Raw genomic sequence first — 21,692 nt, 5'->3', positions numbered from 1 at the left:
GTCATAAGTGTTCAACCGTCCCTGAAGGAAACCTGAATTTCCCCTAAGCTTTCTGGCGCAGGGGGGTGCGGTTTCCTAGGGGTAGATGAGTTTCCACCTCCGTGAATGAATGCGAAACCCTCCCTAGATTTCGCGTTCGGCAGCGGTAGGCCAGGAGGATTTTGTAGTGTCCGCCATTGTCCAGGCTTTTAAGGATGCCGACCTACGTAAGAAGATCATCTTCACCATCGTGATGATCATCGCGTACCGCGTCGGTGCACAGATCCCGTCCCCGGGTGTTGACTATGCGTCTATTGCTGGCCGCTTGCGCCAGTTGACCGAGCAGTCCGGTGACCTTTACTCCGTCATCAACCTCTTCTCGGGTGGTGCGCTGCTGCAGCTGTCGATCTTCGCCATCGGCATCATGCCGTACATTACGGCGTCGATTATTGTGCAGCTGCTGACCGTGGTCATTCCCCGCTTTGAGGAATTGAAGAAGGAGGGCCAATCCGGTCAGGCCAAGATGACCCAGTACACCCGCTACTTGACCCTCGCGTTGGCGTTGCTGCAATCCTCCGGCATTGTCGCGCTGGCAGACCGCGAGCAGCTGCTGGGTCAGGGCGTACAGGTCCTGGCAGCTGATCGTAACTTCTTTACCCTCATCGTCTTGGTCATCACCATGACCTCCGGCGCTGTGCTGGTGATGTGGATGGGTGAGCTCATCACCGAAAAGGGTATCGGTAACGGTATGTCCCTGCTCATCTTCGCTGGTATCGCAACCCGCCTGCCAACCGATGGTGTAAGCATCCTGCAGAACAATGGTGGACTCGTCTTCGCCATGGTCGTAGCCGGCTTGGTCATCCTGGTTGTTGGCATTACCTTCATCGAGCAGGGCCAGCGCCGCATTCCGGTTCAGTACGCAAAGCGCATGGTCGGCCGCCGCCAGTACGGTGGTTCCTCTACCTACCTGCCGCTGAAGGTCAACCAGGCCGGCGTTATCCCGGTCATCTTCGCTTCCTCCCTTATCTACATGCCGGTCCTCATTACCCAGATTGTGAACTCTGGCTCTCCCGGCACCCCAGATAACTGGTGGCAGCGCAATGTCATCGCGCACCTGCAGGCACCTTCCTCCTGGCAGTACATCGTGCTGTACTTCGTCCTGACCATCTTCTTCGCTTACTTCTATGTCTCGGTTCAGTACGATCCGGCAGAGCAGGCGGATAATATGAAGAAGTACGGCGGCTTTATTCCGGGTATTCGCCCGGGCCGTCCGACCGCGGAGTACCTTGGTTATGTGATGAACCGTCTGCTGTGCGTGGGCGCCCTGTACCTGGCAGTTATTGCCATCCTGCCGAATATCCTCTTGGATCTCGGCGTGGGCCGCTCCTCCGCCAGCGGCACGTCCGCCTTTGGTGGTACGGCCATCCTGATTATGGTCTCCGTCGCTTTGACTACGGTCAAGCAGATCGAGTCCCAGCTACTGCAATCCAACTACGAAGGACTACTTAAGTAATGCGTCTTGTACTTCTAGGACCTCCCGGTGCCGGCAAGGGCACCCAGGCAGCTATCCTCAGCGAGAAGCTAAACGTTCCGCACATCTCCACCGGCGACCTGTTCCGCGCCAATATCGGCGAGGGCACCCCGTTGGGTGTAGAGGCAAAGTCCTACATCGATGCAGGCAAGCTGGTACCTACCGACGTCACTGCCCGCATGGTCGAGGACCGCCTTAACCAGGATGACGCCAAGAATGGCTTCCTGCTGGACGGCTTCCCACGTACCACCGAGCAAGCAGACATCTTGGAGGAGCTGCTGGCTAAGAAGGGCGAGAAGCTCGACGGAGTTCTCAACTTCGAGGTCTCTGAGGATGTTGTGGTTGAGCGCATGATGGCCCGTGGCCGCGCCGACGACAACGAGGAGACCATCCGCACCCGCCTCGGTGTCTACCGCGAGGAAACCTTCCCGCTTATCGAGCACTACGGCGATGCCATCATCTCCATCAAGGCCGAAGGCACCGTGGAGGAAATCAACGCCCGTGCGATGGAAGCACTGGGTAAGTAAGCATGGCTTTTCGACGCCGCAGTAAGCGCATCCCCGCCCGCACCCCGGGCGAGCTAGACGCCATGCAGGCCGCCGGCGAGATTGTTGGCAAGGCACTGCAGGAAGTCCGCGCTGCTGCGGCGTCTGGCGTATCTACCCTCGAACTGGATGCGGTGGCTGAGCAGACCATTCGCGATTCCGGCGCCTATCCCACCTTCAAGGGGTACGAGGGCTTCCCGGGCTCCATTTGTGCTTCCGTTAATGACGTCATCGTGCACGGCATTCCGGATAAGGAAACCATCCTGGCAGAAGGCGACTTGGTGTCCATCGATTGCGGTGCCACGCTGGACGGTTGGGTAGGCGATAGTGCCTGGTCCTTTGCAGTAGGCGAGCTGGATGCTGATGTCGCGGCCCTCAACAAGGCCACCGAGTATGTCCTTATGGAGGGCATGCAGGCTATGGTTCCGGGCAATCTGCTTACCGACGTCTCCCATGCCCTAGAGCAAGCCACCCGCCGGGCCGAGCAGAAGTTCGGCGTGGATCTCTTCATCGTGGATGGCTACGGCGGTCACGGCATCGGGCGAACCATGCACGAGGATCCTTACCTGGCCAATGAGGGACGCCCGGGCCGTGGCCCGCTGATCCAAGAAGGCTCTGTGCTGGCCATTGAACCCATGCTAACTTTGGGCACAGAGGATTCCGCCGTGCTAGAGGATGACTGGACGGTCGTTACCCTCGATGGCTCCTTTGCCGCTCACTGGGAGCATACGGTGGCCGCGACCGCCGATGGTCCCCGTATTCTTACCCGCCGCTACTGACATTTATTCCCCAATATTGCCTGTTGCACTAGGCATACGCCCCTGAAAGGTTTATACTCACAGCCATGTCTAAATTTAGCTTCCGCAAGATCCGTGCCACGGTTGCAGCGCCCGCAGTCGCTGGCGTGATGGCCTTGAGCACCACCGTTTCGGCTCCTGCCGCTTCCGCCCAGGAGATTCCGAACCTGGATCAGCTCAGCTCCAAGGCAAATTCCGACCTCGCTCAGTTCTCTTCCCAGTCCGGACTGGACCAGCTCACCGCTGAGGCAAAGAAGCAGCTGGATAACTTCTACGGCCAGAGCCGCGAGCAGGCCTGGAATACCCGTAACCAGATCCTGGACCAAGCAGAGAAGTTCTCCCCGGAGCTGGCACCTAGCGTTCAGACCGCTGTGGACGGCGCCGTAGAATTCCTCTTCCCAGGCTTGATCGCCCAGAAGAATGAGGAAGCACGCAAGGCCCGCGAGGCCGCTGCTCGCGCCAACGCTGAGCGCGTCGCTGCTGAGAAGGCTCGTTCTGAGGCTGCGGCACGCAAGGCGGAAGCACAGCGTCGTGCTAACCAGTTCGACCGTGGCCCGTGCCCGGCCGATGCGAAGGTTTGTGTCGACCTCAATGGCCGACGCACCTGGCTGCAGGATGGCGGCAAGGTGTCCTACGTGTCCCCGGCAATGTCCGCCGGCATGCGCGGTCAGGAAACCCCACGCGGTACTTTCCATGTGACCCGCAAGGTAGAGCATGAGATTTCCCGCGAGTTCAATAACGCACCGATGCCGTACTCCATCTACTTCACCAATAACGGTCACGCCTTCCACCTGGATGACCCGGCCGTTGATTCCAATGGCTGCGTTCACCTTCCGCCAGACGCTGCAAAGCGCTACTGGGATAATGTACAGGTTGGCGATAAGGTCTTCATCTACTAAGGCCCGCGCTTAAGCGAAAGCCTCATCCCCCGAACCGGCTCCCGAGAAGGAGACCTGGTTCGGGGGATTTTGCTGGCTTAGGGTGAGTGGCGGGCGAGTGAGCGGGGCGTCGGAAAGCGCAGCGGTTTGGAAAACGTGTCGCTGCAGCGTATGCTGTTAAGTCGGTGTATAGCGTCAGCGAGGCTGGCGCGGATACGCCACCGCAGTAGACAACAAACATGCAGGTGACGGCGCACTTGTCCGTCGCCAGAAAAGTAGAGGTTATGGCTAAGGAAGGCGCAATCGAGGTAGAAGGCCGCATTATCGAGCCTTTGCCCAACGCAATGTTCCGTGTCGAGCTCGACAATGGACACAAGGTTCTTGCACACATTTCTGGCAAGATGCGTCAGCACTACATTCGCATCCTCCCAGAGGATCGCGTGGTTGTAGAGCTGTCTCCTTATGACCTGACCCGCGGACGCATCGTCTACCGCTACAAGTAAAGACAGTAAGCCTCCTCACCCAAGGGTGAACCTGTAGGTTCACCCTGTCCACCTCAGGCTACGGTGGCCTGAGCCCGCACTGGTAAGCAACCCAAGGATTCCCGGCACGGTCCGGGCGAAGCGTTGCATGGAGCGGGACGGATGGGGAGAAAACCGCCGTAACAACCCGAAAGGACACGCCATATGGCACGTCTAGCTGGTGTTGACCTTCCCCGCAATAAGCGCATGGAGGTCGCTCTCACCTACATCTACGGCATCGGTCCAACCCGTGCCAAGGAACTGCTAGAAAAGACTGGCATTTCTCCTGACCTGCGCACTGACAACCTGGATGATGACCAGCTGTCGGCGCTCCGTGACGCAATTGAGGCTACCTGGAAGGTTGAGGGTGACCTCCGCCGTCAGGTTCAGGCTGATATCCGCCGCAAGATTGAAATCGGAAGCTACAAGGGTCTGCGCCACCGCCGTGGCCTGCCTGTACGTGGCCAGCGCACCAAGACCAATGCGCGCACTCGTAAGGGTCCGAAGAAGACGATCGCAGGAAAGAAGAAGTAATTCATGCCTCCAAAGACTCGTTCCGGCGCGCGCCGTTCCGGCCGTCGCGTCGTAAAGAAGAATGTGGCCCTCGGCCACGCATACATCAAGTCCACCTTCAATAACACCATCGTCTCGATCACCGATCAGACCGGTGCTGTTATCTCTTGGGCATCCTCCGGCCACGTTGGCTTCAAGGGTTCCCGTAAGTCGACTCCGTTCGCCGCTCAGATGGCAGCCGAGAACGCTGCACGCAAGGCAATGGATCACGGCATGAAGAAGGTTGACGTATTCGTCAAGGGTCCGGGCTCCGGCCGCGAGACCGCCATCCGTTCCCTGCAGGCTGCAGGCCTCGAGGTTTCCTCGATCACGGATGCAACCCCACAGCCGCACAACGGCTGCCGTCCGACCAAGCGCCGCAAGGTTTAAGGGAAAGGAAGAGGTAAGAAAATGGCTCGTTACACTGGCCCCGCTACCCGCGTATCCCGCCGTCTTCGCGTCGACTTGGTCGGCGGCGATATGGCATTCGAGCGCCGCCCGTACCCACCGGGACAGGCTGGCCGCAACCGCATCAAGGAATCTGAGTACCTGCTGCAGCTCCAGGAGAAGCAGAAGGCAAAGTACACCTACGGTGTGCTGGAGCGTCAGTTCCGTCGCTACTACGCGGAGGCTAACCGCCTCCCGGGCAAGACCGGCGATAACCTGGTTATCCTGCTCGAGTCCCGCCTGGACAACGTAGTTTACCGTGCAGGTCTGGCACGCACCCGCCGCCAGGCTCGCCAGCTTGTCTCCCACGGTCACTTCACCGTGAACGGCAAGAACATCAACGTTCCTTCCTACAAGGTCACCCAGTACGACATCATCGATGTCCGTGACCGCTCCAAGAAGATGGAATGGTTCGAAGATGCTCAGGACGCCCTCATCGATGCCAACGTACCGGCATGGCTGCAGGTTGTTCCTGATACCCTGCGCATCCTCGTGCACCAGCTGCCCGAGCGCGCTCAGATCGACATTCCGCTGCAGGAGCAGCTCATCGTCGAGCTTTACTCGAAGTAAACTGTTATACCGCACGGCCTGTATTGGCCTGGCGGATAACCAGGAATCTTCAATCCCGAAGATTTTTACCCCTCTACCGGCGTCAAATAGCGGTCGCCGAAAAGGAGAATTTCAATGCTCATTTCCCAGCGTCCTCAGCTCACCGAGGAATTCATCGACTCGTCTCGTTCCAAGTTCGTCATCGAACCGCTCGAGCCGGGCTTTGGCTACACCCTCGGTAACTCGCTGCGTCGTACCCTGCTGTCCTCCATTCCGGGTGCAGCGGTAACCTCCATCAAGATTGATGGTGTTCTCCACGAGTTCACCACCATCAACGGTGTGAAGGAAGACGTTTCCGAGATCATCTTGAACATCAAGAGCATGGTGCTTTCTTCCGACTCCGATGAGCCGGTTGTTATGTACCTGAGCAAGGAAGGCCCGGGCGATGTCACCGCGGGCGATATCCAGCCTCCGGCTGGTGTGGAGATCCACAACCCGGATCTGCACATCGCTTCCCTGAATGACACCGCCAAGCTGGACATTGAGCTCGTCGTCGAGCGCGGCCGTGGCTATGTCCCAGCCGCTCCTACCTCCGGTGAGATTGGCCGTATCCCGGTCGACCAGATTTACTCCCCGGTTCTCAAGGTCTCCTACAAGGTCGAGGCAACTCGTGTTGAGCAGCGCACCGACTTTGACAAGCTGACCATCGACGTCGAAACCAAGAACTCGATTTCTGCACGCGACGCCCTGGCTTCCGCCGGCGGCACCCTGGTCGAGCTTTTCGGCTTGGCTCGCGAGCTGAACAACGCTGCCGAAGGCATCGAGATCGGACCCTCCCCGCAGGAGACCGAGTACATCGCTGCTTATGGCATGCCGATCGAGGACCTGAACTTCTCCGTCCGCTCTTATAACTGCCTGAAGCGTCAGGAGATCCACACCGTGGGCGAGCTCGCTGAATGCACCGAGTCCGACCTGCTGGATATCCGCAACTTCGGCCAGAAGTCGATCAATGAGGTAAAGATCAAGCTGGCTAACCTGGGCCTGGCTCTCAAGGACACCCCTGAGGACTTCGACCCGACCCAGCTCGAGGGCTACGACGCAGAAACCGGTGACTTCAAGGATCCGGCTGCCGAGGATTCCGAGTAAAGAACCCCGCTGACTTGCGGCAATAACCTAATTGCCGCGCGCTCAACTTTTACCGCATACGAGGAGTACACAATGCCAACCCCTAAGAAGGGTGCCCGTCTCGGCGGCTCCGCCAAGCAGCAGGCTCACATGCTGAGCAACTTGGCAGCCAGCCTGATCGAGCACGGCGCTATCAAGACCACCGATGCCAAGGCGAAGGTTCTTCGCCCGTACATCGAGAAGATCATCACCAAGGCTAAGTCCGGCACCATTGCTGACCGCCGCGCAGTTCTGAAGCTCATCCCGCGCAAGGATGTTGTTTCCTACCTGTTCGACGAGGTTGCCCCGAAGTTTGAGAACCGTGAGGGTGGCTACACCCGCACCATCAAGCTGGACAACCGCGCCGGTGACAACGCCCCGATGTCCCAGATCTCCCTCGTTCTCGAGGAGACCGTGACCTCCGAGGCTAACCGCGCTACCCGCGCTGCCGCATCCAAGGCCGCTGAGGCTGAGGAAGCTAAGGCAGACGAGGCTGCTGAGACCGAGGCACCTGCCGAGGAGACCGCAGCTGAGGAGTCCGAGGAGAAGTAATTCCCCTTCGGCCCTGGCGCTTCGCCGCCGCCTTTCCCCATCTGTGGGAGGGGCGGCGGCTTTTTCATGTCCGCACCCAACAGGGACTCACCGCTCGAACGCCCCAGACCCAGCGCCGGCGGGCAGTAAACCCTCCGGTAGCATGAAGCCCACTATGACAGATGCAGCATCGACTTCCCCCGAAGGGCCGGCGGACGGGTTTGTTCGCCTGCGCTTGGACTTGGCTTATGACGGCACGGACTTTCATGGCTGGGCCAAGCAGAAGGGCGGTCTGCGCACGGTGCAAGGCGTCCTCGAAGAGAAGCTCGCGATGATTGCGCGCACGGAGGTGCCGCTTACCGTAGCTGGGCGCACGGATGCCGGCGTTCACGCTCGTGGCCAGGTGGCGCACGTGGACGTTCCCACTGAGATGCTGGCGCAGCGCTCGGTGGCGGGGGAGCCGGGAAAGCTGGTGCGTCGGCTAGCAAAGCTTCTGCCAGAAGACGTTCGGGTACACGGGTGCGAGTTCGCACCCGCGGGATTTGACGCGCGATTTTCGGCGCTGCGGCGCCACTACGTCTATCGGATTACCACCAACCCGCGCGGCGCGCTGCCAACCCGTGCGCGGGATACGGCCGAGTGGATTAAGCCGGTGGATATCGATGCCATGCAAGAAGCCGCGACCGCCCTGGTGGGCCTGCATGATTTTGCGGCTTTTTGTAAGGCCAAGCCGAATGCCACGACCATCCGTGAGTTGCAGGAATTTTCCTGGCGCGACGTTTCCACGCCGGAAGAACCGGAGCTTTTTGAGGCCCGCGTAAGCGCCGATGCTTTTTGCTGGTCGATGGTGCGCTCGCTGGTGGGCTGTTGCCTGCGCGTGGGGGAGGGGCGGCGCGATGCCGATTTCGCCGCGGCACTGCTGCAGGAGACGAAGCGCTCTTCCAGCATCCCCGTGGCCCCGGCAAAGGGGCTCTCGCTCGTCGCCGTTGATTACCCGGCGGCGGACCAGCTAGCCGCCCGCGCCGAGGTCACCCGCGAAAGGCGCAGCGTCGACTAGCGCCCAAGTGGCAGCGGTCGCCTACCTGGGATAGCCTGTGTGCTGGGTGTACACAGACTTTTCGGGGGAAAATCATGGCACGTCCGCTGCCTACTACCAAGGCCCAGGTATCGGGCCATAAATTCTTGCGCCGCCGCGTCGAGCATGGGCTTGTTTTAGGCGATATCCGCATGATTCACGATCCATTGGCTAGGCGCCGCAAAGCGCTCCTTTTCGGCGGGGTCGGCGTCGCCTTCCTTGCGGTGGGGTCCGGCATGTTGGCATGGCTGCAGCCGAGCCCGCAGCCGGGCGATGCGCCGATTGTTCGCTCGGAGCAGGGCCAGCTCTTTGTGGATGTCAATGACACCTACCACCCGGTATTCAACCTGGCTTCGGCGCGCATTATCGCCGGGCAGGCGGCCGAGGCGCAGACCATTGGGGATGAGCACCTGCAAGAAGCGCTACTGGGCTCACCGGTGGGTATCTCGGACGCCCCGGGGTACCTCGCGGCGGCGGGCGAGACTCCTCAGCAGCGATGGGCAGCGTGTTTGGCCGGCAAGGATGAGGCACCGTCTACAGATAACCCGACCAGCATTGGCGGTCACCAGGTAGCGTCGCAGGAGGTTATTGTCCTTGCCGAGCCCGAGCAGAAAAGCCTCGGTGAGGAGCGCGCCGCACTGGTGGAATCCGAGGGCACGCAGTGGCTTGTCACCCAGGAAGGCCGCGTGGCGCTGCCAGATCCCTCCAGCACCGAAGGGCGTGTCGTGCGTCGGGCGGTGGGCGTGGACGATAGTACCCACACTTGGCCCGTGCCACCCGAGCTGCTCAATGCCTTTGCGGAGCTGCCACCGCTGAACTTTCCGGCCGAACCACCCGAGGTCGTCGATACCGGCCAAGGTTTGTGGGCGCGTACGTCCGAGGGCGTAGCTGAGCTCACGCCTACGCAGGCGGAGATGCTCACTGGCGTCGGAGCCAAGGAGACAACTGCTACACCGCAGGAGATTGCCGCGCTTGCCGACGCCCCCTTAAACCTCAACCTTCCCTCCACGTCCTTCCGCTTCTTAACCCCGGACGATGGCTGGATGTGTGCTGCTAACGAGGGCGGCGGGGTAGTGGTACCTGCCCAAGCGGGCACTGTCGCCTTGGCAGGTGAGTCGGTGGCCCATCGCTTTGGTGGGCTCAACGCTGGTGGCGTAGGCGTAGACAGCGGCCATGGCTATCACGTGGTCTCACCCACGGGGCAGCGGCACGAGGTCAAGGACAAAGAGACTTTGGAAGCCCTTGGCACCGGAGTGGGCGCGCAGGTGCCGTGGGAGATCCTGCGGTTGCTGCCGGAAGGCTCCGCGCTCAACCGTGAGCAGGCGCTGCAGGTTAGTTCTTAGGCCGCAGCCCGCGCCACACCGCCCACGCAGCAAGCGCCAGCGCTAACCCACCCAGCACCCAGGCACTGCGTGTGGGGGCGCGCGAGTCGACTTCGTCGGCGGGGTGGATGGTCATAGCTCGGGTATCGACGCCCGGGCCCGCTTCCACGTGGGTGAGCACGGTGAGCGGGTCGATGAAGCCGTGTCCTGGCTCCGCGGCGTCCTCCAAGCGTTTGCGGAGGGCGGCCGGGCTATCGTCTGGAAAGCGCTGTGCCAAGAGGGCAGCGGTGCCGCTGACCACCGGCGCGGCAAAGGAGGTGCCATGGAACTGCGCCGTTCCGTCCGTGCCTTCCTTACCATCGGCCCATCCACCCGCGGGGTTGAGCGCTAGCGGAATGAATCCTTGCGCAGCAAGCTGGGGGCCATCGGCCGAATTCAGAGAGTAGTCAGCGAGTTCGTGCGAATCCGCTTGGGCGCTCACCGAGAGCACCGTGGGCGAATCCGCCGGAAAGACGCGGTCACCCATCTCACAGCTGCCAGAGGACGCATTGCCGGATGCTGCAATCACCACGGCGCCGGAGTCTTCCGCATGCGCCAAAGCACGGTCCAATCGGGAAGTATCGACCTGCGCGGCCACATCCGGCGGGACACAGGAGACAACCGAAATGTTGATGACGCGGGCACCGGCAGCGGCGGCGTCATCAATGGCGCGGGCCAAGGTGTCCAGCGAGCCGGTGGTACTGTCCTCGGCTTCCTGACGGTAGTGCGCACTGGTCTGGCGCACAGCGTAAATCTCTGCTCGCGGGGCGATACCGATATCGTGTCCGGCAATGACACCGGCCACGACGGTGCCGTGCAGGTCGCAATCGCGATGCGGCTCTGGATCCTCTGGCGCGACAAGGTCCGCGCCACTGCTGAGATGCCGCAGTTGGTCGTGACGGGCCACGCCAGTATCGATAACGGCTACTTTGACGCCTTCCCCGGTAGCAAAGGAATGTAAACGGGCCCGGTAGTCTAGCTGCTCCTCGCTCGGTTGGGGCGAAAGCGGTGAGGAATGCGCGGCGGCGCATTCGCGGTCCGGCTCGCGCGCGGCCGCGTAGGGTGCAGCAGTCAGTCCTGCAGCGAATGCAACTACTAAAGCGGCAGGTAGCACGCGCATTATCCAAGCCCCCTAATGAGCACGAAGACACCGGCAAGGTGCGCGGCCAGCGGCAAACTAGCGGCAATGGCCAGAGATTCTATGCGCTCAAACCACGCGATGGTGGTGGGCTCGAGCCCAGCCACCTTGGGTGCCCACAGCGGGGCGCTCAGCATGGCGAGGAGAACCAGGCAGGCAACAAGGATTGGCGCCCAGGCATCGGCAAGGCCGGAATCCGCCACCGCGTGGGTAGCGCACAAGCATGTAGCGAGACAGGCGGTCATCGCCAGCAGCATCAGGGCCCAGCTAGCCAACGCACGACCGTGCCGGGCGGCATGCATAACGACGGCACCCGCGGTGGTCACGCAGAGTGCTTGGACGAAGCCCGCGCCGGTGTGCTCAGCACCAAAGAGCACCGCAACGTACTCGGCGAGAGAATCAGGGGCGCCGCTCGTCGGCGCCAAGGCCGGACCACTGCCCGTCAGCGAGAGGGCGAAAAGAGCCGGAATGAGACAGAGCGCCAGCCCACAGCACATTCCCTCATAGGCGCTGCCGGCGCGCCGGGCACGGATATCGACATCCGGCTGGACGGCATCCGAAACCGCGAGGTCTTGGCCGGCCGTGGGCAGCTGCGGGACTTTGAGTCCAGCGGTGGCAACGGTCAGCGCAGGAGCTGCGGCCAACAGGAGAATTCCGGTGATCACCACGCAGGCTGCTGCCGCCGTACCGTGGCTGCCCTGGAGACCCGTCCCTGGTCCGGGTAGCAGGTAGCCCAAAGCCGCGACCAACAACAGCACCGAGACGGTGAGTGCCACGGCGGTAGTGCGAACCGTGCTCAACCCGGTGACGTGGCAGGCAAGCAGCACGATGAGGAGGGCGACGCAGGCGGTGAGTGCGGCAAAGGGGGCTTCGCCAAGCGAGGGCGAAATCACCACCCAGCCACACGCCATGCCGGCTACCAGGCTAAGGTGTACCAGCGATAAGGCCCGGGTCCACAAGGCGAGCAACAGGGCTCCAGCGGTCAACGCCGCCCACGCCGCGAGGGGAAGGGTGCTAACCCACACGAGGGCGAAGGCGGCAAGCATTCCTGCCCATGCCCAGACGGTGGGAAGGGCGGCGGTAGTATCTTCCTCAGCCGCGGCGGCGAGCGATTCCGCCGCATCCCGAATCACCGGTGCAGGCCGGCGCTCGCGCGGACTAATAACCAGGATGGAGCCTTCCGTGAGCGCAGTGGCAGCCAATGGGGCGGTGAGATCGATGGCGCGGCCGGAGGCTGTGCTCGCGCGCCAAGGCTCAGAAATGGTGGGCGCATCCACCAAGTCAGTGATTTCCGCCAAAAGCTCGCCCACGCTGGAGCTTAGCGGTAGCGCCACGTCCGCCTCCTTGTGGAAGGTGCCGGCATGAATGCGAACGGTAAGGCGCAGATGATGCGCCGTTGCAGTAGTCATGATGTCCCCCGAAAAATGTATGGATTGTGGGCGTCCCCCTTGCCCAATGCCACATATTGTGGCTTACTAGTGGCGACGTGTCCACCGCAGCGCGGGGAATCTTGGCAGGGGGCCAAGGGCGCTTGGCGCGTGGCTCGGGGGAGGTTATTTAGGCATGCTTGGGATCGGGGATACCCGCGTCATTGAGCCGTTGACCATGCCACTACGGGATGCTGCGCCGCCGCTGCCCACCGGCAGCATCGAGGCCGAGGAGGTCCCAGAGGCGGTGCGTCCACAACCGGTGCCGCTGGTGCGGCTGCTGCTGCCGGTGGTGATGATTGCGGCGATGCTCGGCATGGTCGCCCTCATGGTGTTAGGCGCTGGGGATTCCCGGCAGATTAGCCCGATGGCCTTGATGTTTCCATTGATGATGCTGGCGAGTATGGCCATGATGTTTGGGCCCAATAATAGTGGGCAGGATCCGGATGAAACCCGGCGTACCTACCTGCGCCACATCAAAGCCTTGCGGGAAAAGGCGCTGCGCAATGCCTCGGCGCAGCGTGCACATGAAAGCTATCGCCACCCGGCACCGGTGGAACTTAGCACTCTAGTCGGCTCGCGCCGCATGTGGGAGCGTGGCCCGGATGACTCGGACGCCCTCGAGGTACGCGTGGGAACTGGACCAACGACTTTGTGCACCCCTATCAACGTGCCGGATTCGGGCGCCACGGAAGACCTAGACCCGGTATGTGCGGTGAGCATGCGCCAGACCATTAAGGCGGTGGGCACCGTTCCCGATATGCCAGTGGTTATCCAACTGCAGGCCTTTCGCTTCTTGTCCGTGTCCGGAATGGCGTCGACTCGGGGCGAAGAGCCCGCAGATCCCTCCCGCGATATGGTGCGCGCAATGGTGCTGCAGATGGCGTTGGCGCATGGCCCGGAAACCTGCGGTATCGAGGCCATCGGTGGCCAGTGGGAGTGGCTGAAGTGGCTGCCCCATGCGCGCACACCGGAAAAGGCGCGCTTTCGCATCCTCATAGTCGATGGCGTGCTGACCACGGGCACCGAAGACTTCTTCCACGATGATTCCTATACCACCATCATTGAGGTTGGTGGGGCGCCGTCTTCGGCGCTGGGGGTACGCGCCGAGCACGAAGGGCTAAGCCTCGTGGCAGGGGAGCAGCTGCAGGTGGTCACCGCGGCAGGGGTGGAAGACCTTGGTTCTCCCGATGGAATGAGTGCGGCCGGCGCGACGTTGCTCGCGCGCAGTATGGCCTCCTACCGCCGCCCCGATAGCACTTCTGGCCGGTGCGGCAGTGACCTTATGGGCCTTCTGGGCTATCGCGATGTGGAAGAGCTAGCGGCCAGTGGCATGTGGCATGGCCGGGAGGGCTCGGCACGTCTTATGGTGCCCATCGGTATCGATACGGTGGGCCAGCCCGTCACGGTGGACCTCAAGGAATCTGCTCACGGCGGAATGGGGCCGCATGGCTTGTGCATCGGTGCGACCGGCAGCGGCAAGTCGGAGCTGCTGCGCACCCTTGTCACCGCGTTGGCGGCTACCCATAGCCCGGACGAGCTTAACCTCGTGCTCGTGGATTTCAAGGGCGGCGCGACATTCTTAGGATGCGACCGCCTGCCGCATACCTCCGCGGTGATTACCAACCTGGAGGAGGAATCTACGCTGGTAGAGCGCATGTATGATGCCATCTCCGGCGAGATGAACCGCCGCCAAGAACTGCTGCGTACCGCCGGAAACTTTGCCAATGTCGGCGAGTACAACGCCTCTGCCACCGCGGTGCGTGAGCACGGGCCTCTGCCGGCCTTGGTCATTGTGGTCGATGAGTTCTCGGAGCTTTTGGGCCAGCACCCGGATTTCGCGGAACTTTTTGTCGCCGTCGGCCGCTTGGGGCGCAGTCTCCACGTGCACCTGCTTTTGGCCTCCCAAAGACTCGAAGAAGGCCGCTTGCGGGGGCTCGATTCCCACTTGTCCTACCGAATCGGCCTGAAAACCTTCTCCTCAGCGGAATCCCGCCAGGTATTGGGCGTGACCGATGCCTACCACCTGCCCGGCCAGCCCGGCGCGGGCTACCTCAAATCCGATGCCGAGGCCTTGACCCGCTTCCAAGCTTCCTACGTGTCCGGGCCCCTGCCGCGCCGGGCGCTTGCCGACGCCTCCCCGGACCACCCCGCAGCCTCCCACGGCCGCGTGCAGCTCTTTCATGGCTGGTCCCAGGAAGAGGACAATACTAGCGCTGCGGTGGTTCTCGATGACTCCACCACTGTGCTTACCGAGGTCGTGCGCGCCGCGGCGGAAGAGGCCCACCTGCGCGATCAATCGGCGCACCGCATCTGGCTGCCGCCGCTACCGCCGGTCATTGAGCTATCCGCGTTGCCGGGGCTTTCCGGTGCAGATGACGCGGGTGCAGTCTCGCCCGCAGTGGACCAAGGGTCGCTGCGCGCGCCCATCGGCATTATCGATAGGCCGTACTACCAACGCCAGGACGAGCTGATTATTGATTTCACCCAGCACGGCGGACACATGGCCCTGTGTGGCGGTCCACAGTCCGGTAAATCGAGTGCGCTGCGCACGATCGTCTCTGCGCTGGCTCTACGGCATGATCCGCAGGCGGCACGCTTCTACGTCATCGATCTTGGCGGCGGTCAGCTAGCATCCCTGGAGCGACTGCCCCACGTGGCCGGAGTTGCCGGGCGCGAGGAGGGCGAAAAGGTACGGCGCATCGTCGACGAAGTAGCTGGGTTTATCCGCCGTCCAGAACGGTGCGCAACCTTCCTTGTCATTGATGGCTGGCACCACATCGGTACCTCGAATGCGGAGTTTGAAGACATAGCGGAGAAGGTTACCGAGATCGTCGCCGATGGCGCCTCCGCCCACGTGCACGTCATCATTGCCACTTCGCGGTGGACCACGATGCGCCCCGCTATCCGCGATCTCATTGCCAACCGCCTCGAGCTGCGCCTAGGCGAGGCCTTGGATTCGCTCATCGACCGCAAACTACAGCAAAAGCTTCCCTGCGCGCCGGGCCGCGGGCTCACCTTGACGGGTGAGAATATGCTCTTAGCTCGCACCTCTAACCAGGACATCGCTCACATCTGCCGCGTTCATGCGGAGGCTCAGCCGGTTCCTCAGCTCAAGATGCTGCCCGCCGTGCTTACCCCGTCCGCACTTGCGGCTCAAGGGGGTGTGCCCACCGGCGAGATCGCCTGGGGCATTGGCGGGCGCGACCTCGATACGCTGACCTGGAATCCGTCTCGTGAGCCGCACCTGGTGGCAATCGGGGCGCAGGGTTGTGGCAAGTCCACCTTCCTGGCGCAGATCATGCGCGGCATTAGCGCCTTTGCGCGGGAAGACGCCCGGCTCGTGGTCATCGACCAGCGCCGAGCCCATCTGGGAACCTTGGACGAGAACATGGTTGCTGCCTACGCTGCGACGCAGTCGAGTGCGCAAGAGACCATTGTCGATACAGTCCGGACCCTGGAATCTCGCCTGCCTGGCCCGGATATTACCCCGGCGCAGCTCGCCGCACGAGATTGGTGGCAGGGCCCAGACATTTACCTAGTCATCGATGATGCGGACCTGCTGAGCGATATTGCTCTCTCGCCACTGCTGGAATTGCTCCCACATGCCCGCGACATTGGATTGCACCTTGTTATCGCTCGCAAATCCGGCGGCATCGGCCGTGCCCTCTTTGGCCAATTCTTTTCCGCGGTGCGCGATCTGCAGCCGGCGCTGCTGCTTTTCGACGCCGACCGCGACGAAGGAACCATCTTCGGCCTCAAGCCCTGCCACCAACCACCCGGCCGCGGTCAGTGGAGCATCCGCGGTGAAAACCTCGGCGTCGCCCAAGCGGTGTACCTAGAAGGAGAGAAGTAAATGACCACCAATCTCAGCGCGCATACGCCAACCGAGACCCCTATCCCTACTGGTGGGGAGACCACCGCCGTCCCCATTACCGTCACCATCTTGGACGCGGCCACCATCTTTGAAGGGCCCGAAACGGTGTACCGCTACGACCTGCCGGGAACCGGCATTGTGGAAGGCTGGGCCTTGGGCCAAGTCATGGATCAGATATCCAAGATGGCGGGACCGTCTTGGCCCGACGTGGAAGCTTGCGTGGTGGCAGACTCTTCCGGCACGGGAATTGCGCAGGAAGCCACCTCTATCATCTGCCGGCAATTGGAAGTCACCGGGGTGCGCCTCATCGACCCAGAACCAACCGTCTCCCCGCTAGCGGCCCCGGACCCACTCGGTCCGCCTCCTCACCCGGCTACTGAAGCCACTGATTCGGCACCTCCCACTACGGTGATGGAGACGCCTGCCTATGACGAGCCGGTAACGCCACGCTGGACCGACCGCCTGCGCGGTTGGCTCGGAGCCATCGATATCTTTCATGTCGCAATTGCCGTGGTCATCATCGCCGTAGCCGGAGCTTCCTGGTGGGCTATCGGTGCCCAAGCTTCAGACGATGACGACGCCGCTTCGGATACAGCGCGCCCGCAACCCCGCGCTGCCGAGCCAAGCGGCGATGGTGCGGCGGAGTCCGCGCCGGCCTCGCCGCCACCGGGTACGACGGATGCGCCGGAATCCGGCAGCGACGAATTGAACCCAGGCGAAAAGCGCTTAGACGTGGAAGGAATGTCAGTAGTAGTCCCCAGTGGGTTCCACACCAAGGTAGAAGATGGTCTGGTCACCGCCACCGGGAAAGACCCGAACCTACGCATCCTGCTGGCGGCGGATGAGATGTTTAACGTGCCGGCGGATGCCCTGTTCAAAGAAATTCACGCGCAGGTCGACGAAGATCCGACGCTTCGCGATGCCACCGATGAGGCAGGGCGCCTGACCTATACCGAAGACCCCGGGGACGGCTCCTTGGTGGAATGGACCACTTGGGAAGACCGAGGCCACCAGATGTCCGTGGGGTGCCATACCCGGCATAACTCCAACGCCGTTCAAAAGGCTGCCTGCCGCATGGCCACGGAAAGTCTGGTTAAAAAATAGTCTCAAAAACTTTGCCTCAGCCAGGAACCGTTTGGCGGAAAGTTCAGTCCAATAAAGGTGAGAAAGCACAGATGCGAAGCACAGCTGCTTTTTCGGGGGAAATACACACAATCTCATCCGCCCTAAGGAGGGGCGCACTCTTATGTCTCAGACTTTCAAGACACAAGCCGATGTCATGGTTGCCACCGCTGGCAAAGTCGATAACACCAACGATGAAGTCCAAGGCGAGCTCACCCGCCTGCAGGGCGTCGTCGACTCCGTCCGCGGCAGCTGGGTTGGCCAGGCCCAGGTCTCCTTCGATGACCTGATGCAGCGCTACAACACCTCTGCACAGCAGCTGCGCGAGGCCTTGGCCTCAATCTCTGACAATATCCGCAGCAACGCCCACAACTTCGACAACGTGGAAGCCGAAAACACCCAGGCCTTCTCCAACGTGGGCGGCGGCCTCGCCCTCTAAACCGCACCGCACACTTCACTAGTCCGCAGCCTCAAAGCTATAGATTCACAGAAGGGAATCCACCACCACATGTCCGAGATCAAGTACGAATTCGGTGCCATTTCTTCCGCCGCAGCCGATATCAACGCCACCTCTGGCCGCATCAACAGCACTCTGGCAGACCTGAAGGCGCGCCTGCAGCCGATGGTAAGCACCTGGGAGGGCGAGTCCGCCGTGGCTTATAACCAAGCGCAGGCCAAGTGGGATAAGGCGTCCCAGGAACTCAACACCGTGCTGGCCACCATCTCCAAGACCGTTTCGCAAGGCAACGATGCAATGAGCGACGTCAACCGTCGCGCCGCCGCAAGCTGGGGTTAAAACCACACCCTGTTTGCACAGTTCCACGCTGTCCCCGTCGGGGCTGCGGTGCCACACTGACCACACCCGCGTGGCAGGAGGCGGACGCAGCCGCAGCCTTGGCCAAGAAACCAGCGTGGCTATTCCTTTTTCTAGTCCGTACCCACGAGCCGGCACCTCCCGTTTGAGCGGCGGAAGGTGCCGGTTTCGGTGTTTTGGTCTTTGGGCAGGTGAGCAAGTAGGGTAGGAAACCTATGTGTTCGCTCGTCGGCAAGCAGCTGGCGAAGCGCTCCCTGCAGGTCTCCACCGGCCGCTGTACGGGAGTGAATGGATGCTTAGCGCTGGCCGGCAGTTCCGAGACAGACTTTCAAGGAGTCAAATTGTCTACTTTCCACCCAAAGAGCGGTGACATCACCCGCAAGTGGTACGTCATCGACGCTACTGATGTGGTGCTGGGCAAGCTCGCTTCCACCGTTGCAGACCTGCTGCGCGGCAAGCACAAGCCACAGTTCGCACCGAACGTTGATGCTGGTGACCACGTCATCATCATCAACGCTGACAAGATCCACGTTTCTTCCACCAAGCGCGGCCGCGAGATGCGCTACCGTCACTCCGGTTACCCGGGCGGCCTGAAGTCCATGACCCTGGGTCAGTCTTTGGACGCCAACCCGGTTCGCGTTATCGAAGAATCCGTTGCCGGCATGATGCCGCACAACAAGCTCTCCCGCGCTTCCATCAAGAAGCTGCACGTCTTCGCAGGCGAAGAGCACCCGTACGCCGGCCAGAAGCCGGAAACCTTCGAGTTTAAGCAGGTGGCACAGTAATGTCTGAGCAGAACATCGACAACAACGTAGCCGACGCTGCTGACATCGCTGCAGCAAGCGCCGCTACCGAAGAGTTCACCAACACCATCGGTGATTCCATCGCACCGGCCGAGACCGAAGAGGTCGAGGCTGCCGCTCCGGTACACGAGGGCCCGATCCAGACCGTCGGTCGCCGTAAGCGCGCCGTCGCCCGTGTTCGCCTCGTTGCTGGCTCCGGCCAGATCGTGGTTAACGGCCGCGAGTTCGGCGAGTACTTCCCGAACAAGCTGCACCAGCAGGATATCCTCACTCCGCTGACCCTGCTGGAGCGCGAGAACCAGTTCGACCTCAAGGTCACCGTTAACGGCGGCGGCCCAACCGGTCAGGCTGGCGCCCTGCGTCTGGCTATCGCTCGTGCACTGAACATCTACAACCCGGCTGACCGCACCGCCCTCAAGAAGGCTGGTCTGCTCACCCGAGATGCTCGTGCAGTTGAGCGTAAGAAGGCTGGTCTGCACAAGGCACGTCGCGCACCGCAGTACTCCAAGCGTTAATCTCGCTTCTACTGCGCGCGCAAGCGCAACGCAAAGCCGCTGCTTCCTTTGGGAGGCGGCGGCTTTCGTCGTTTTGAGCTTCGGCAGGGGAGAACGACACCTCTGCATGGTAGTACCATATGCGGTACTGATTAGTTGTGGGTAGCAGCGTAGAAGAAATCTTGGCCAACAAGAAAAGAAGTCCAGCAAAAGCCACCTTTTCGGAACTTCTTCAAGCTGTACAAATGCTTCAAACCGAGCAAGAAGGAAGATAAAAATGGACGTCAGCAAATACACCTATCAAGTCTTCTGGTCTGAAGAGGACAATGAGTTCGTGGCGACGGTTGCCGAGTTTCCTTCACTATCGTGGCTGGATTCTGATCGTAGCTGTGCAGAGCAGGAACTTCTGAAGTTGGTCGCGGAAGTAGTAGAAGATATGCAGGTTTCAGGGGAAGTCATCCCACAACCGCTGGGGGCTCGGTCATATTCGGGAAAATTCAACGTTCGAACCTCTCCGTCGCTGCATCGCAAGCTAGTGATGGAAGCAAGGACGGAAGGAATTTCACTCAATGCCTTGATAAACCAGAAGCTCGCCTCCGCCTAAACCGCCCCAACATGCAATCGATGGGCACAGGAGTGCATAATTGACTGCATGACTCGACTTTTTGGAACCGATGGCGTTCGCGGCCTCGCGAACAAGAAGCTGACCCCAATTCTGGCCTTGCAACTAGGCCAGGCCGCTGCGGAGGTATTTACCGCCAAGCGTGAATCCTACGAGCGCCAGCCGCTGGCCATTATTGGCCGCGACCCGCGTGTTTCTGGCGAGATGCTGGATGCAGCGATTGCGTCCGGGCTGGCTTCCCGCGGCGTGGACGTGGTGCGCGTGGGCGTGCTGCCGACGCCGGCGATTGCCTACCTGACGGATGACTATGGTGCGGATTTGGGCGTGATGATTTCCGCCTCCCACAACCCGATGCCAGACAACGGCATCAAGTTCTTCTCCGCAGGTGGTAAGAAGCTACCAGACGAGGTAGAAGATCAGATTCAGGCCACCATGGAAAACCTCACCGAGGATGGCCCGACCGGCACCAAGTTGGGCCGCATCATCTCGGAGGCTCCGGACGGACGCGAGCGCTACCTCAACCACTTGAAGGAAGTGGTCTCCACCGACCTGGGCGGCATCAAGGTGGTCGTAGACACCGCCAATGGTGCGGCCTCCAAGGTTGCTCCGATCGCTTACGAGGCGGCTGGTGCAGAGGTTATTGCTATCCACAACAAGCCGAATGCCTTCAATATTAATGAGGACTGCGGTTCGACACACATTGAAAAGGCACAGGCGGCCGTCGTCGAGCATGGCGCCGATCTAGGCCTGGCACACGATGGCGACGCCGACCGTTGCCTGGCTGTGGATGCCGAGGGCAATGTTGTGGACGGTGACCAGATTATGGCCCTGCTGGCCGTAGGCATGAAGGAGGATAATGACCTGCGCTACAACACTCTGGTAGCAACCGTCATGTCTAACCTGGGCCTGAAGCTAGCCATGCAGGAGCAAGGCATCGAAGTGCGCCATACCGCAGTAGGCGACCGCTACGTACTGGAAGAGCTCAACCGCGGCGATTTCTCCTTGGGCGGCGAGCAGTCTGGTCACGTCGTGTTGCCAGATGATTGCACGACTGGCGACGGCACGCTTACTGGCCTGTCCATCATGGCGCGCATGGCCAAGTCCGGGAAGTCCCTAAAGGAATTGGCATCGGTAATGACCGTGCTGCCACAGGTGCTCATTAACGTGCCGGTTTCTGATAAGGGCGTCATCATGGACGCCCCCGAGGTACAAGAAGCCATTGCCCAGGCCGAGGAAGAACTCGGCGAAACCGGCCGTGTTCTGTTGCGCCCCTCCGGCACTGAGGAGGTTTTCCGCGTCATGGTGGAGGCCGCCGATAAGGAGCAGGCCCGCAAGGTTGCCGGCAGGCTTTCCGCCATCGTTTCCTCGGTCTAGCGCAACCGCCGGGTGCGGAAGAATTTTGGCATCCTAGGGAACCATTTGGCGCAATCCCCAGTCCAATGAAGGTGAGAACTTTTACCGCATA

22 protein-coding genes are annotated in these 21,692 nt (G+C 61.3%); 20 read left to right on the top strand and 2 right to left on the bottom strand.

Annotation, left to right across the window (positions count from 1 at the left end):
• The first annotated feature begins 166 nt into the window (after positions 1-166).
• From secY to eccB, 12 genes are all read left to right on the top strand, one after another.
• Entirely contained in the window at positions 167-1,492 is a 1,326-nt protein-coding gene (secY, locus tag ACKFRY_RS00565) for a preprotein translocase subunit SecY (protein ID WP_005322770.1), read from the top strand.
• Positions 1,492-2,037, top strand: a complete 546-nt coding sequence (locus ACKFRY_RS00560) for an adenylate kinase (RefSeq protein WP_005322769.1) — start codon at positions 1,492-1,494, stop codon at positions 2,035-2,037. Before secY ends, ACKFRY_RS00560 begins: the two co-directional genes overlap by 1 nt.
• Before the next feature lie 2 nt (positions 2,038-2,039).
• The gene (map, locus tag ACKFRY_RS00555; RefSeq protein WP_408922979.1) at positions 2,040-2,834 is read left to right on the top strand and encodes a type I methionyl aminopeptidase; all 795 of its coding nucleotides are present in this window, start codon (positions 2,040-2,042) and stop codon (positions 2,832-2,834) included.
• A 65-nt stretch (positions 2,835-2,899) separates the two neighbouring features.
• On the top strand, positions 2,900-3,751 hold the full coding sequence (locus ACKFRY_RS00550; protein WP_408922978.1) for a L,D-transpeptidase: 852 nt from the start codon (positions 2,900-2,902) through the stop codon (positions 3,749-3,751).
• A gap of 263 nt (positions 3,752-4,014) precedes the next feature.
• The gene (infA, locus tag ACKFRY_RS00545; protein ID WP_004566852.1) at positions 4,015-4,233 is read left to right on the top strand and encodes a translation initiation factor IF-1; all 219 of its coding nucleotides are present in this window, start codon (positions 4,015-4,017) and stop codon (positions 4,231-4,233) included.
• 183 nt (positions 4,234-4,416) lie between these two features.
• Complete coding sequence (gene rpsM / locus ACKFRY_RS00540; RefSeq protein WP_005322765.1) at positions 4,417-4,785, top strand: 30S ribosomal protein S13; 369 nt, start codon at positions 4,417-4,419, stop codon at positions 4,783-4,785.
• Between the two features lie 3 nt (positions 4,786-4,788).
• Positions 4,789-5,193, top strand: coding sequence for a 30S ribosomal protein S11 (rpsK, locus tag ACKFRY_RS00535; RefSeq protein WP_005322764.1), 405 nt, complete (start codon positions 4,789-4,791; stop codon positions 5,191-5,193).
• 21 nt (positions 5,194-5,214) lie between these two features.
• Positions 5,215-5,820, top strand: a complete 606-nt coding sequence (rpsD, locus tag ACKFRY_RS00530) for a 30S ribosomal protein S4 (RefSeq protein WP_005322762.1) — start codon at positions 5,215-5,217, stop codon at positions 5,818-5,820.
• Positions 5,821-5,934: 114 nt separating this feature from the next.
• Positions 5,935-6,945, top strand: a complete 1,011-nt coding sequence (locus ACKFRY_RS00525; RefSeq protein ID WP_005322760.1) for a DNA-directed RNA polymerase subunit alpha — start codon at positions 5,935-5,937, stop codon at positions 6,943-6,945.
• 72 nt (positions 6,946-7,017) lie between these two features.
• Positions 7,018-7,515, top strand: a complete 498-nt coding sequence (gene rplQ, locus ACKFRY_RS00520; protein WP_005322759.1) for a 50S ribosomal protein L17 — start codon at positions 7,018-7,020, stop codon at positions 7,513-7,515.
• A 142-nt stretch (positions 7,516-7,657) separates the two neighbouring features.
• Positions 7,658-8,551 (top strand): tRNA pseudouridine(38-40) synthase TruA, encoded by an 894-nt coding sequence (truA, locus tag ACKFRY_RS00515; RefSeq protein WP_408922977.1) that lies wholly within the window; start codon positions 7,658-7,660, stop codon positions 8,549-8,551.
• 74 nt (positions 8,552-8,625) lie between these two features.
• Positions 8,626-9,912 (top strand): type VII secretion protein EccB, encoded by a 1,287-nt coding sequence (gene eccB / locus ACKFRY_RS00510; protein ID WP_408922976.1) that lies wholly within the window; start codon positions 8,626-8,628, stop codon positions 9,910-9,912.
• Here the strand turns inward: eccB and ACKFRY_RS00505 are convergent.
• Positions 9,902-11,050, bottom strand: coding sequence for a S8 family serine peptidase (locus ACKFRY_RS00505; protein WP_408921517.1), 1,149 nt, complete (start codon positions 11,048-11,050; stop codon positions 9,902-9,904). The two genes, eccB and ACKFRY_RS00505, sit on opposite strands and share 11 nt — an antisense overlap.
• Complete coding sequence (eccD, locus tag ACKFRY_RS00500; RefSeq protein ID WP_005322755.1) at positions 11,050-12,477, bottom strand: type VII secretion integral membrane protein EccD; 1,428 nt, start codon at positions 12,475-12,477, stop codon at positions 11,050-11,052. Before eccD ends, ACKFRY_RS00505 begins: the two co-directional genes overlap by 1 nt.
• Positions 12,478-12,631: 154 nt before the next feature.
• Here eccD and eccCa point away from each other — a divergent pair, with 154 nt between their 5' ends.
• The 8 genes from eccCa to glmM all read left to right on the top strand — a co-directional run bounded on the left by eccCa (position 12,632) and on the right by glmM (position 21,601).
• A complete protein-coding gene (eccCa, locus tag ACKFRY_RS00495; protein WP_408922975.1) occupies positions 12,632-16,351 on the top strand; it encodes a type VII secretion protein EccCa in 3,720 nt (1,239 codons plus the stop codon).
• A complete protein-coding gene (locus tag ACKFRY_RS00490) occupies positions 16,352-17,476 on the top strand; it encodes a type VII secretion-associated protein (RefSeq protein WP_408921514.1) in 1,125 nt (374 codons plus the stop codon).
• A 142-nt stretch (positions 17,477-17,618) separates the two neighbouring features.
• Positions 17,619-17,933, top strand: coding sequence for a WXG100 family type VII secretion target (locus ACKFRY_RS00485; protein WP_005328030.1), 315 nt, complete (start codon positions 17,619-17,621; stop codon positions 17,931-17,933).
• Between the two features lie 69 nt (positions 17,934-18,002).
• Positions 18,003-18,290, top strand: a complete 288-nt coding sequence (locus tag ACKFRY_RS00480) for a WXG100 family type VII secretion target (protein ID WP_005322746.1) — start codon at positions 18,003-18,005, stop codon at positions 18,288-18,290.
• 359 nt (positions 18,291-18,649) lie between these two features.
• Positions 18,650-19,093: a 50S ribosomal protein L13 gene (gene rplM / locus ACKFRY_RS00475; protein ID WP_034668278.1), complete on the top strand. Its 444-nt coding sequence runs from the start codon at positions 18,650-18,652 to the stop codon at positions 19,091-19,093.
• Complete coding sequence (gene rpsI, locus ACKFRY_RS00470; protein WP_204610198.1) at positions 19,093-19,626, top strand: 30S ribosomal protein S9; 534 nt, start codon at positions 19,093-19,095, stop codon at positions 19,624-19,626. Before rplM ends, rpsI begins: the two co-directional genes overlap by 1 nt.
• A 256-nt stretch (positions 19,627-19,882) precedes the next feature.
• The gene (locus tag ACKFRY_RS00465) at positions 19,883-20,209 is read left to right on the top strand and encodes a type II toxin-antitoxin system HicB family antitoxin (protein WP_005322743.1); all 327 of its coding nucleotides are present in this window, start codon (positions 19,883-19,885) and stop codon (positions 20,207-20,209) included.
• A 48-nt stretch (positions 20,210-20,257) separates the two neighbouring features.
• On the top strand, positions 20,258-21,601 hold the full coding sequence (gene glmM / locus ACKFRY_RS00460; protein ID WP_179387396.1) for a phosphoglucosamine mutase: 1,344 nt from the start codon (positions 20,258-20,260) through the stop codon (positions 21,599-21,601).
• Positions 21,602-21,692: the final 91 nt, after the last annotated feature.

The sequence above is a fragment of the Corynebacterium tuberculostearicum genome (genome assembly GCF_046097255.1).
Classification (GTDB): Bacteria; Actinomycetota; Actinomycetes; order Mycobacteriales; family Mycobacteriaceae; genus Corynebacterium; species Corynebacterium tuberculostearicum_J.
Note: the sequence above shows the minus strand (reverse complement) of the source record. Positions and strands in the feature narration are given on the sequence as shown.

Excerpts from the sequence above, each read along its gene's own strand:
- ACKFRY_RS00560 (WP_005322769.1), top strand. The coding sequence starts at position 1,492 with ATGCGTCTTGTACTTCTAGGACCTCCCGGTGCCGGCAAGGGCACCCAG.
- map (WP_408922979.1), top strand. The coding sequence starts at position 2,040 with ATGGCTTTTCGACGCCGCAGTAAGCGCATCCCCGCCCGCACCCCGGGC.
- ACKFRY_RS00550 (WP_408922978.1), top strand. The coding sequence starts at position 2,900 with ATGTCTAAATTTAGCTTCCGCAAGATCCGTGCCACGGTTGCAGCGCCC.
- infA (WP_004566852.1), top strand. The coding sequence starts at position 4,015 with ATGGCTAAGGAAGGCGCAATCGAGGTAGAAGGCCGCATTATCGAGCCT.
- rpsM (WP_005322765.1), top strand. The coding sequence starts at position 4,417 with ATGGCACGTCTAGCTGGTGTTGACCTTCCCCGCAATAAGCGCATGGAG.
- rpsK (WP_005322764.1), top strand. The coding sequence starts at position 4,789 with ATGCCTCCAAAGACTCGTTCCGGCGCGCGCCGTTCCGGCCGTCGCGTC.
- rpsD (WP_005322762.1), top strand. The coding sequence starts at position 5,215 with ATGGCTCGTTACACTGGCCCCGCTACCCGCGTATCCCGCCGTCTTCGC.
- ACKFRY_RS00525 (WP_005322760.1), top strand. The coding sequence starts at position 5,935 with ATGCTCATTTCCCAGCGTCCTCAGCTCACCGAGGAATTCATCGACTCG.
- rplQ (WP_005322759.1), top strand. The coding sequence starts at position 7,018 with ATGCCAACCCCTAAGAAGGGTGCCCGTCTCGGCGGCTCCGCCAAGCAG.
- truA (WP_408922977.1), top strand. The coding sequence starts at position 7,658 with ATGAAGCCCACTATGACAGATGCAGCATCGACTTCCCCCGAAGGGCCG.
- eccB (WP_408922976.1), top strand. The coding sequence starts at position 8,626 with ATGGCACGTCCGCTGCCTACTACCAAGGCCCAGGTATCGGGCCATAAA.
- ACKFRY_RS00505 (WP_408921517.1), bottom strand. The coding sequence starts at position 11,050 with ATGCGCGTGCTACCTGCCGCTTTAGTAGTTGCATTCGCTGCAGGACTG.
- eccD (WP_005322755.1), bottom strand. The coding sequence starts at position 12,477 with ATGACTACTGCAACGGCGCATCATCTGCGCCTTACCGTTCGCATTCAT.
- eccCa (WP_408922975.1), top strand. The coding sequence starts at position 12,632 with ATGCTTGGGATCGGGGATACCCGCGTCATTGAGCCGTTGACCATGCCA.
- ACKFRY_RS00490 (WP_408921514.1), top strand. The coding sequence starts at position 16,352 with ATGACCACCAATCTCAGCGCGCATACGCCAACCGAGACCCCTATCCCT.
- ACKFRY_RS00485 (WP_005328030.1), top strand. The coding sequence starts at position 17,619 with ATGTCTCAGACTTTCAAGACACAAGCCGATGTCATGGTTGCCACCGCT.
- ACKFRY_RS00480 (WP_005322746.1), top strand. The coding sequence starts at position 18,003 with ATGTCCGAGATCAAGTACGAATTCGGTGCCATTTCTTCCGCCGCAGCC.
- rpsI (WP_204610198.1), top strand. The coding sequence starts at position 19,093 with ATGTCTGAGCAGAACATCGACAACAACGTAGCCGACGCTGCTGACATC.
- ACKFRY_RS00465 (WP_005322743.1), top strand. The coding sequence starts at position 19,883 with ATGGACGTCAGCAAATACACCTATCAAGTCTTCTGGTCTGAAGAGGAC.
- glmM (WP_179387396.1), top strand. The coding sequence starts at position 20,258 with ATGACTCGACTTTTTGGAACCGATGGCGTTCGCGGCCTCGCGAACAAG.